This is a genomic window from uncultured Chitinophaga sp. (assembly GCF_937874145.1).
Taxonomy (GTDB): Bacteria; Bacteroidota; Bacteroidia; order Chitinophagales; family Chitinophagaceae; genus Chitinophaga.
Genome location: NZ_CALNBI010000172.1, coordinates 1 through 9483 on the forward strand (window position 1 = coordinate 1; position 9483 = coordinate 9483).

At 55.4% G+C, this 9483-nt stretch carries 9 protein-coding genes; 8 read left to right on the forward strand and 1 reads right to left on the reverse strand.

Going from position 1 to position 9483, the window contains the following annotated elements; genetic code table 11:
• The 7 genes from Q0510_RS08135 to Q0510_RS08165 all read left to right on the forward strand — a co-directional run.
• Positions 1–615 (forward strand): T9SS type A sorting domain-containing protein (locus Q0510_RS08135; protein ID WP_298709928.1); only part of this gene is annotated, 615 nt, incomplete at its 5' end.
• A gap of 117 nt (positions 616–732) precedes the next feature.
• Positions 733–1896 (forward strand): type IX secretion system outer membrane channel protein PorV, encoded by a 1164-nt coding sequence (gene porV, locus Q0510_RS08140; RefSeq protein ID WP_298709930.1) that lies wholly within the window; start codon positions 733–735, stop codon positions 1894–1896.
• Positions 1897–1989: 93 nt separating this feature from the next.
• On the forward strand, positions 1990–2472 hold the full coding sequence (gene ispF / locus Q0510_RS08145) for a 2-C-methyl-D-erythritol 2,4-cyclodiphosphate synthase (RefSeq protein WP_298709932.1): 483 nt from the start codon (positions 1990–1992) through the stop codon (positions 2470–2472).
• A gap of 30 nt (positions 2473–2502) precedes the next feature.
• Positions 2503–2946 carry a dUTP diphosphatase gene (gene dut / locus Q0510_RS08150; protein WP_298709934.1) on the forward strand — a complete coding sequence of 148 codons (444 nt, stop codon included), beginning with the start codon at positions 2503–2505 and terminating at the stop codon, positions 2944–2946.
• Between the two features lie 2 nt (positions 2947–2948).
• Positions 2949–4691: a tetratricopeptide repeat protein gene (locus Q0510_RS08155; protein ID WP_298709935.1), complete on the forward strand. Its 1743-nt coding sequence runs from the start codon at positions 2949–2951 to the stop codon at positions 4689–4691.
• A gap of 35 nt (positions 4692–4726) precedes the next feature.
• The gene (locus Q0510_RS08160; RefSeq protein WP_298709936.1) at positions 4727–5560 is read left to right on the forward strand and encodes a DUF4292 domain-containing protein; all 834 of its coding nucleotides are present in this window, start codon (positions 4727–4729) and stop codon (positions 5558–5560) included.
• Between the two features lie 51 nt (positions 5561–5611).
• Complete coding sequence (locus Q0510_RS08165) at positions 5612–7057, forward strand: peptidoglycan DD-metalloendopeptidase family protein (RefSeq protein ID WP_298709938.1); 1446 nt, start codon at positions 5612–5614, stop codon at positions 7055–7057.
• 69 nt (positions 7058–7126) lie between these two features.
• Here the strand turns inward: Q0510_RS08165 and bshA are convergent, their stop codons facing one another.
• Positions 7127–8266 (reverse strand): N-acetyl-alpha-D-glucosaminyl L-malate synthase BshA, encoded by a 1140-nt coding sequence (gene bshA, locus Q0510_RS08170; protein ID WP_298709939.1) that lies wholly within the window; start codon positions 8264–8266, stop codon positions 7127–7129.
• Positions 8267–8346: 80 nt separating this feature from the next.
• Between bshA and Q0510_RS08175 the strand changes: the two genes are divergently transcribed.
• On the forward strand, positions 8347–9483 hold a 1137-nt coding region (locus tag Q0510_RS08175), incomplete at its 3' end, for a M20/M25/M40 family metallo-hydrolase (RefSeq protein ID WP_298709941.1).

Sequence of the window (9483 nt, forward strand, 5' to 3'; positions counted from 1 at the left end):
CACCGGGGCTTCAGGGATGGTGGGCATACTTCTTCTTCCCCTACGCTGCTGCTGCATTTGAAGGATATTTCCGGGATCAACGCAACGGGCAACGGCACGGGGCACAACCTCACCGCCGTGCTCGACGACAGCACGCAATTCTTTGTCCTGAATAATTATTATATCGCCATGCCGGGAACCTGGCAGGAGGGTACGGTCCGTTTTCCCATGGCGGGGATTTCGCCGGGGGCGCATACGCTCACGATCCGGGCCTGGGATACCTGGAACAATTCCACCACCCAAACGCTTCGGTTTGTAGTAGGTGGGGAAGATGAAGGCGGGCAGGCCTGGGTTTACCCGAACCCGGTCCGTGGTTTTGCCCGGTTTATGGTCGGGGTACCCTGGAAGAATGAGGATGTAAGCGCTGTTATCACTATCTTTACCGCCGCTGGCCAACCGGTGAAGCAGATAAAAAGCACAATAAATACGAACAACGGCCGTTTTGGGGATATACCCTGGAATGCCGATGCCAGTTCGGGAGCAAGACTGACCCCTGGAATTTACTTCTTTCAAATCAGCTTGAGCAAAATGGAGGGCGGCCAACGTGTATATGGCGGAAAGCTGATATTGTATTAATTCGTAAATTATAAATTGAATGAATTTGAGCACATAATATTATGCCTTCGATCCCCGTCTATTGCTTTTAATAAATTAGACATTATTTTTACATTTAAGCTAACTAAATAGTATTGCATGTTTTCCAGGATTACGACAGCTGTTATTTGCATTTTCTCCCTTTGCCTATCTATGAATGCAAATGCGCAGGTTGACCCTCCCACTCCGTTAGACGGGAGGACAAATGTGATCAGCACGGCTGTGCCTTTCCTTCGCATTTCCCCGGACGCCCGGAGCGGCGCGATGGGCGACGCGGGTGTAGCAATTTCCCCCGATGCGAATTCCGTTTACTGGAACCTTTCCAAACTGCCTTTTGCCAAACAGAAATCCGCCGTGGCGGTAACTTATACGCCCTGGCTGAAGGAACTGGTACAGGATGTTTTCCTTGCCCAGCTCGCTGGTTATACGCAAATCGATGAAAATCAGGCGATCGGGGGCTCCCTCCGCTATTTCTCCCTGGGCGATATCGAGTTCAGGAACAACAACGGCCAGTTCGACGGGAACTTCCGGCCGAGGGAATTTGCCTTTGATGCGGGCTATGCGCGCAAACTGAGCGAAAACTGGTCGATGGGCGTAACCCTTCGTTACATCCACTCCAGCCTGGCCAGCGGTACGATCAACGACCAGACCATCCGTCCCGGGCGCGCTGTGGCTGCCGACCTGTCCGCCTTTTACACGAAGGATTTCGAGAATAACAACGGCATGACGAACAACTTCAGCGCCGGCCTTTCCATTTCCAACATCGGTAACCGCATTTCTTACACCCAGTCTGCGCAGAAAGACTTTCTGCCGACCAACTTCGGCCTGGGCGCGGCGTACACCATCGGCATCGATGAATATAACAAGGTGACATTCACGGCGGACATCAATAAACTGATGGTGCCGTCGGTTCAATACGTAGGCGATTCCGCTTACCTGCCCAACAAGAACATGCTGGAGGGGATGTTCAGTTCCTTCGGCGATGCGCCGGGAGGTTTCAAGGAAGAACTGCAGGAGCTGATGTATTCTGTTGGCGCGGAATATTGGTATAACGACCTGTTCGCTGTTCGGGCGGGTTATTATAACGAGCACGCTTCCAAGGGGAACCGCAAGTTCTTTACGGCCGGCGTGGGCGTGAAGTATAACATTTTCGGCCTGAACTTCTCGTACCTGGTGCCTTCGGGAACGGGTATTCAGCGGAACCCGCTGTCGAACACCCTGCGGTTCTCGCTGACGTTCGACCTGGGTGCAAATGAGGAATAGATAGTATATTTGCCATAATAATTTTTAAGATGCAATAAATCCTCCGGTCTTTTGGAGGATTTATTATTTTACGGAACTGCAAAAAACTGGATAATGAGTAAGTTAAGGATTGGATTGGGCGTAGATTTTCACCAGCTGGTGCCGGGCCGCGACTTCTGGCTGGGCGGGGTGCTGGTGCCCCATACGCAGGGCGCCCTCGGGCACAGCGACGCCGATGTGCTGCTGCATGCCATCTGCGATGCGATGCTGGGTGCCGCCGCTTTGGGCGACATCGGGACGCATTTCCCGGACACTGACAATACCTATAAAGATATCGACAGCAAAATATTGCTTTCCCGCTGCAGCGAGCTGATCAAGGCCAAAGGCTACAGCGTCGTGAACGTGGATTCGACCCTGTGCCTGCAGGCGCCCAAGATCAAGCCGTATGTTCCGCAGATGCAGGAAGTGATTGCGGGGCTGGTGGGGTTGACGGTGGAGGATGTTTCCATCAAGGCCACCACTACCGAAAAGCTGGGCTTCGTAGGGCGTGAGGAAGGCGTGGTTGCCTATGCCAGCGTGCTCCTCGAAAAGCAATAACCTTTTACCGATAACCGTTACCTTTGTTCAATGGCTGATATTCAAGTAAAAATCATCAACCGTTCCGCCAACCCGCTGCCCGGATATGCCACGGCAGATGCGGCCGGCATGGACCTTCGCGCCAACCTGGAAGCCGCAGTTACCCTGCAGCCGATGGAACGCACCCTCATTCCCACTGGCCTGTTCATGGAACTGCCCGCCGGCTTCGAAGCGCAGGTGCGCCCGCGCAGCGGCCTGGCCATCAAACAGGGCCTTACCCTGTTGAATACGCCCGGCACGATTGATGCAGATTATAGAGGAGAAATCAAGATCATCCTGATCAATTTATCCACCGAACCGCAAACCATCCAGCATGGCGACCGAATCGCCCAGATGGTGATCGCCCCGTTCGTTCAGGCCCAGCTTACGGAAGTAGGCGAGCTGACGGAAACGGTACGTGGAGAAGGCGGGTTCGGCCATACCGGCAAATCCTGAGCATGCGCGCCACCGGCATACTGATCCTGGGATTATCGGGGCTGCTCGCCGCTTCCTGCGGCAGCCAACGCAAAAGCGCCGCCTCGATCCCTGCTCCGTTGCAACAGGAAATCCTGGCGCAGCGGGCGGACAGTCTTTTCTTTGCCGCACAACGCTCCAAAATGCTCGGCGATTACAAGACCGCCATCACCCAATATTCCGATTACTTACGCCTCAACCGCCATAACGCGGCTGTTTATTATGAACTGAGCCGCCTGTTCATGGAAGCGCGCAACCCGCAATATGCGCTGGGCTTTGCGCGGCGCGCGGCAGGCATGGACTCCACCAATAAATGGTACCAGCTGTCGCTGGCGGAAGCGTTTTCCGTCAACGATATGTTCGACAGTGCGGCCGTCGTGTACGACAGGCTGATGCGGATCACGCCGCAGGACGATGACCTTCTTTTCAACAAGGGGCTCTCGCTCGCCAAAGCGAACCAGTTCTCCGACGCCCTCCGCATATTCGATTCCCTCGAAATGCGCGTGGGGCTGAACGATGAGATCGTGTTCCAGAAGCAGCGGATTTATATGCGGCTGAACATGCCCGACAATGCGGCGGCCGAGGTGCGGCGCCTCATATCCCAGGAGCCCGAAGAGCTTCGCTACTGGGGCCTCCTGGCGGAAATCTACGAAGCGGTGAACCGGACGGCAGATGCCAGGGCGGTGTACGACACGATCCTGTCCATCGATCCCCTGCATCCCCGCGCCCTGATCGCCGTGGCCAACCTCGAAAAGAAAAACGGTAACGAAGCCCGGTACCGCGACTTCCTCCTCAAAGCTTTCCACAATCCCGATTTCAACATCGACGAAAAGGTATCTTTCGTATATCCTTACCTCCAGATGCTCGAAACGGATACCACCAAGCGGGACGAAGGCATCATGCTGGCCAACCTTATCGTGGAATCGCATCCGGATGATGCGAAAGCCTATGCGTTGAGGGCCGATATGTATTCGCAGGCCGAAGTGCCCGATAGCGCGCTTATCAACTACAAACTCGCGCTGGACCTCGATTCTACCCGGTTCAGCGTCTGGTACCAGCTCATGTACCTGTATTCGCGGACCGAACAGCCCGATTCGTTGCTTCGTGTGAGCAACCACGTCATGCAGCAGTTCCCGCGCGAATTCATGGGATATTACTTTAACGGGCTGGCCAATTATTTCAAACAACGGTATGACGCCGCGGTGAACGCCCTCACTGGCGCACTCGAGATCGGCGGCGAAAAACGCTTCGTGGCGGATGTGTACGCCCTGCTGGGAGACACCTATCACGCCAGCGGCTTCCACAGCCGGAGCGATAGTTGCTACGAGATCGTGCTGGGCATGCGCCCGAAGGATCATATCGTCATGAACAACTACAGTTATTACCTTTCCATGCGCGGTGAAAAACTCGATAAGGCCGAAGCCCTCAGCCGGAAGTCCATCGAGTTGAAACCGGATAGCCCGACCTACCTGGACACCTACGCATGGATTCTATTCCGCCTCGGCCGTTACCGTGACGCGAAGCTTTGGATCGAAAAAGCGCTCGAATTCAACGAAGCGCAGCAGGATCCGGACGTGCTGGAGCATTATGGCGACATCCTCTTCAACCTGAACGAAAAGGAAAAAGCCATGCAGTTCTGGCAGATGGCGAAAGCCCGCGGCGCGAATTCCCACGGCCTTGCCCGCAAAATCGCGGAGAAGCGTTACATAAAAAATATGGACCGTTAAACGGCGGGCATAAAAAAATCGTCGAACAGAGTATCATGAATCGTAAAATAGAACTTCCAATTGTTGCATCGCTGATCAGTCTGGCATTGTTTTCCTGCCGTTCCACGCGCATTACCCGCGCCACTTTCCCGTCTGACTCCACCGCGCCCGCTACCCGGCCCGATACCGCCGGTACGGAAATGGCATTTGCCGAAGCGCGTGAAATCCGGGAAAAAGTGAACGCCAACCGGGTAACGTTCGAAACGTTTACGGCGGATGTGAAGATGGATTTTGAAGATGACAGGGGGAAGAAAGGCAATAATCTCGGCGTGAACATCCGGATGCAGCGCGACAGCGCGATTTGGGTGCGGATCGGCGGCCCGCTCAACGTGGAAGGCGCCCGTATCCTCATCACCCGCGACAGCATCAAGGTGACCAACCGGCTCGAAGGAACGGTGATGCTTCGCAGTACGGCCGAAGGGCAGGAACTAATGAAGCTGAATATGAGCCTGGCTGAATTGCAGGACCTGCTGGTGGGTAACCCGGTGTTCCTCGGCGATACGGTAGAGCAGGTGGTGCGTACCCAATCGGTGGTTTCGTTCGTATCGAAAATGCAGCAGCTGGTGAGCCAGTTCAATGTATTTGCAGATGATTATTCCGTGCAGCAAGTGAAGATCACGGATGCGGATGAGGCAAAGGCTACGCCGCGCGTGGTGGAGCTGACTTACGGCGATTTCCGGACCGTGGAAGGGCGCAAGCTGGCATTCCAGCGGAAGATTTACGTGGAAGAAAAACAGGTTATGAAAGTAGCGCTGGACTTCCGGAAGATGGAATTCAACAAGCCCGTGAGCTTCCCGTTCCCGATTCCCGCGTCTTACACCCGTCAATAGAATACAATTTCGTTGTATATTTAACGTTAATAAACATCACTTCGGAACCATATGATGCAATTGAAAAAGTTCATTCCGGTATTCTTGCTGGCGCTGATATTGGCGCCGGGCTTGCTGCATGCGCAGAACCAGAGCCGGGAAGAACTGGAGCAGAGGAAGCGTGAGATCCAGAAAGAGCTGGACGACACGCAGAATATGTTGAAGGAGACCAAGAAATCGAGCCGGGAAAACCTGGGTCAACTGCGGGCGCTCCGCAACAAAATCGAGGCGCGCGCCAAACTGATCCGCAACATCAACGAAGAACTGAACTTCATCAACGGCGATATCAACACGGCGCTGCGCGATGTGAAAACTTTGCAGCGAGACCTCGACACGCTTAAGGAACAATATGCCCAACTGATCGTGTCCGCGTATAAAAACCGGAGCTCATATGCTTTGCTGAACTTCGTCTTCTCCGCCAAAAGCTTCAACGACGCCGTTAAACGCTATAAATACCTGCAGCAATACCGCGAATTCCGCCGCCGCCAGGCCGATAACATCATTGAAACGCAGGAACAGCTGCGGATCAAGGTTAAAAACCTCCAGGACCAGCGGGAGAAACGCTCTGTAACGCTTACGGCTGAACAAAAGCAACGCGAGTCACTTGAAAAGGACCGTAAGGAAAAAGACGAGGTGCTCAGCAAGCTGAAAGGCCGGGAAAAGGAACTGGTAGCCGATATTGCGCAGAAGCAGAAAGACCAGAAGAAAGTGCAGGACCTCATCCGTGCGGTAATCCGGAAAGAGATCGAAGCGGCGCGCAGAAAGGCGGAAGCCGAAGAACTGGCCCGCAGGAAAGCCGCGGAAGCGGAGAAAAAGCGTAAGGAAGAAGAACGCCAGCGCGCTCTGGCCGCGGCCCGCGAAGCGGCCAAAGCCGCCGCTGCCAACAATGCCGCCAATAACAACACGGCAGCCAATACTCCCGCGCCCGCCACGCCAACTCCGCCACCGGCTCCCAAACCGGAGCCCCCGGCCGCGGCAACTCCCGAAAAACCGGCACGCGTATACAACGTACTGGAAGCAACGCCCGAAATCGCGGCCCTCTCGGATAACTTCGAGGCCAATAAAGGAAAACTCCCCTGGCCCGTGGAATCCGGTTCCATCATCGGCCGCTTCGGCATCCAGCGGAACCCGGACATCAGCCGCATCACCGAAGAAAATGACGGTATGATCTTCGCCACCCGCAAAGGCGGCAGCGTAAGGGCCGTGTTCAAGGGAGAAGTTCGCTCCGTTTTCGCCATCCCCGGCGGCGGCGTATGCATCACCATCCGCCACGGACAATACTTCACCAACTACGTAGGCCTGTCCAACTTCAGCGTGAAATCCGGTCAGGTAGTGAACACCGGGCAGGTGATCGGTACCGCCCGCACCAACGACGAGGAAAGCGCCGGCGTGGTGGAAGTTCAGATTTACAAAGTCGACAAGCTCCAGAATGCCAATTCCTGGTTCAAAGAAAGATAACCGCCGGGCAACCGGACAAAAAAAGAGCGACGGGATCCCGTCGCTCTTTTTTTATGTGTTTTAACCGCATCAGTTGCGTACCACCGATTGCTGGAGCACGTTGTCGTACAGGGCTTCGTATTGCGGGATGATATTATCGATATGGAAGCGCAGTGCCTGTTCGAGGGCGCCTTTGCGGAGGGAGGCGAGCAGCTGCTCGTCTTTCAGGATGGCGATCGCATGGGCGGCCATCTGGTCGACATCGCCAACGGGGCTGCTATAGCCGGTAACGCCGTCGATATTAATTTCCGGGAGGCCGCCGGCATTGGAGGAAATCACGGGAACCTGGCTGGCCATGGCTTCCAGGGCGGCGAGGCCGAAGCTTTCATAGTCGGAAGGGAGGATGAAGAGGTCGGAAATGGACATCACATCTTCCAGCTGCTCCTGTTTACCTACGAACCGTACATCATCGCACAGGCCCATATCGCGGCACATGCATTCGATCATGGGGCGGTCGGGGCCGTCGCCCACGAGGAGGAGTTTGGCCGGCATGACGTCGCGCACCTGGCGGAAGACCTTCACCACATCCGGAACGCGTTTCACTTTGCGGAAGTTGGACACGTGCAGGAGGATTTTTTCGCCGTTGGGCGCGATGGCCTGGCGGAAATGGGGAAGATCGCGGCGGGTGAAGCGTGCGGTATCTACGAAGTTGTAAATCACCGAGATATCCTTTTCGATGGGGAACGATTTGTAGGTTTCGTCCCGCAGGTTGTTCGACACGGCGGTGATGGCGTCCGATTCATTGATGGAAAAGGTGACTACGGGGGCGTAGGTCTTGTCTTTCCCCACCAGCGTAATATCGGTGCCGTGCAGGGTGGTGATGAAGGGAATATGCCGGCCTTGTTTGGCCACGATCTGCTGCGCCATGTATGCCGTGGAGGCGTGGGGGATGGCGTAGTGGACATGGAGGAGGTCGAGTTTCTGATTGAGGATCACGTCCACCATCGTGCTGCTGAGTGCGCTTTCGTACGGCGGGAAATCGAACAGCGGATATGTGGGGACCTGAACTTCGTGATAATAAATATTGGCGTGGAAGGCATTCAGCCGGACGGGTTGCTGGTAGGTGATGAAGTGCACCAGGTGCCCTTTGTCTGCCAGTGCTTTGCCCAGTTCAGTCGCCAAAACGCCGCTACCACCGTAAGTTGGGTAGCATACAATTCCAATGCGCATCCGTGAAGTGGATTTAATGAGTTGCTAAGGTAAGTATTTTAAAATTAGTTAGCTTTAAAGCCGTAAATCCGGATCTTATCATGATGAAGCCAATTTTAGCAGTGCTGGCCTGCATAACGGTGCAGGGAGCCGTTGCGCAGGAGTCTGACTCGCTGGCGATCCGCCGCCTGGCGGACGAGGTGCTGACAAACAGTACCGCCTATGAAAATCTCCGCGTGCTCACCAAGCAGATCGGCGGCCGCCTGGCGGGATCGCCGCAGATGGTGCAGGCCGAGAAATGGGGCGCAGAGGTGCTGAAGGCGGCGGGCGCGGAGAAGGTTTTTACGCAGGAATGCATGGTGCCGCATTGGGTGCGGGGCGAAAAGGAGCAGGCGAAGATCGTAAGCCGGCGGCGGGATTTTGTGCCCCCGCTGAATGTGATCGCATTGGGGAATTCGGTGGGGACGGGTGCAAAGGGCGTTACGGCCCCCGTGCTGGAAGTACGTTCGTTCGAAGAGCTGGAAGCGAAGAAAGATATGGTGAAAGGTAAGATCGTCTTTTATAATTACCCTTTCAACCCGACGTTCATTAAAACTTTCCATAGCTACGGCGATGCGGTGAAGTTCCGCTCGCAGGGGCCCAGCCGGGCGTCGAAATATGGCGCGGTGGCGGTGATCGTTCGTTCGATGAGCCACAGCACGGATAACCATCCGCATACCGGCAGCACGCGATACAATGATTCTTTTCCGAAGATCGCGGCCGTGGCGATAGGGTTGCAGGATGCGCAGCGGCTGAGCAAGCGGATCGGGAACGATCCTTCGATGCAGGTGTTTCTGCGTACTACCTGCGAGATGCTGCCGGATACGATCGGGCATAATGTGATCGGTGAACTGCGCGGCAGCGAGTTCCCGGATGAATATATTACCGTGGGCGCGCACCTGGATTCGTGGGATAACTGTGAGGGAGCGCACGACGATGGCGCCGGTGTGGTGCAGTCGGTCGAGATCCTGCGGGCTTACAAGGCGCTGGGGATGCGGCCGAAGCGGACGCTGCGCGTGGTGTTGTTTGCGAATGAGGAGAATGGCGTGCGCGGCGGTGCGAAATATGCAGAATTGGCGAAGCAGAATAATGAGCGGCATTTGTTTGCGCTTGAAAGTGATGCAGGGGGATTTACGCCGAGGGGATTCATCATGGACATGAAGCCGGAGCAGCGGGCGAAAGTGAAGAGCTGGGCGCCG

Bases quoted from the DNA above. Each gene is read 5' to 3' on its own strand.
- porV (WP_298709930.1), top strand. From the start codon at position 733: ATGTTTTCCAGGATTACGACAGCTGTTATTTGCATTTTCTCCCTTTGC.
- ispF (WP_298709932.1), top strand. From the start codon at position 1,990: ATGAGTAAGTTAAGGATTGGATTGGGCGTAGATTTTCACCAGCTGGTG.
- dut (WP_298709934.1), top strand. From the start codon at position 2,503: ATGGCTGATATTCAAGTAAAAATCATCAACCGTTCCGCCAACCCGCTG.
- Q0510_RS08155 (WP_298709935.1), top strand. From the start codon at position 2,949: ATGCGCGCCACCGGCATACTGATCCTGGGATTATCGGGGCTGCTCGCC.
- Q0510_RS08160 (WP_298709936.1), top strand. From the start codon at position 4,727: ATGAATCGTAAAATAGAACTTCCAATTGTTGCATCGCTGATCAGTCTG.
- Q0510_RS08165 (WP_298709938.1), top strand. From the start codon at position 5,612: ATGATGCAATTGAAAAAGTTCATTCCGGTATTCTTGCTGGCGCTGATA.
- bshA (WP_298709939.1), bottom strand. From the start codon at position 8,266: ATGCGCATTGGAATTGTATGCTACCCAACTTACGGTGGTAGCGGCGTT.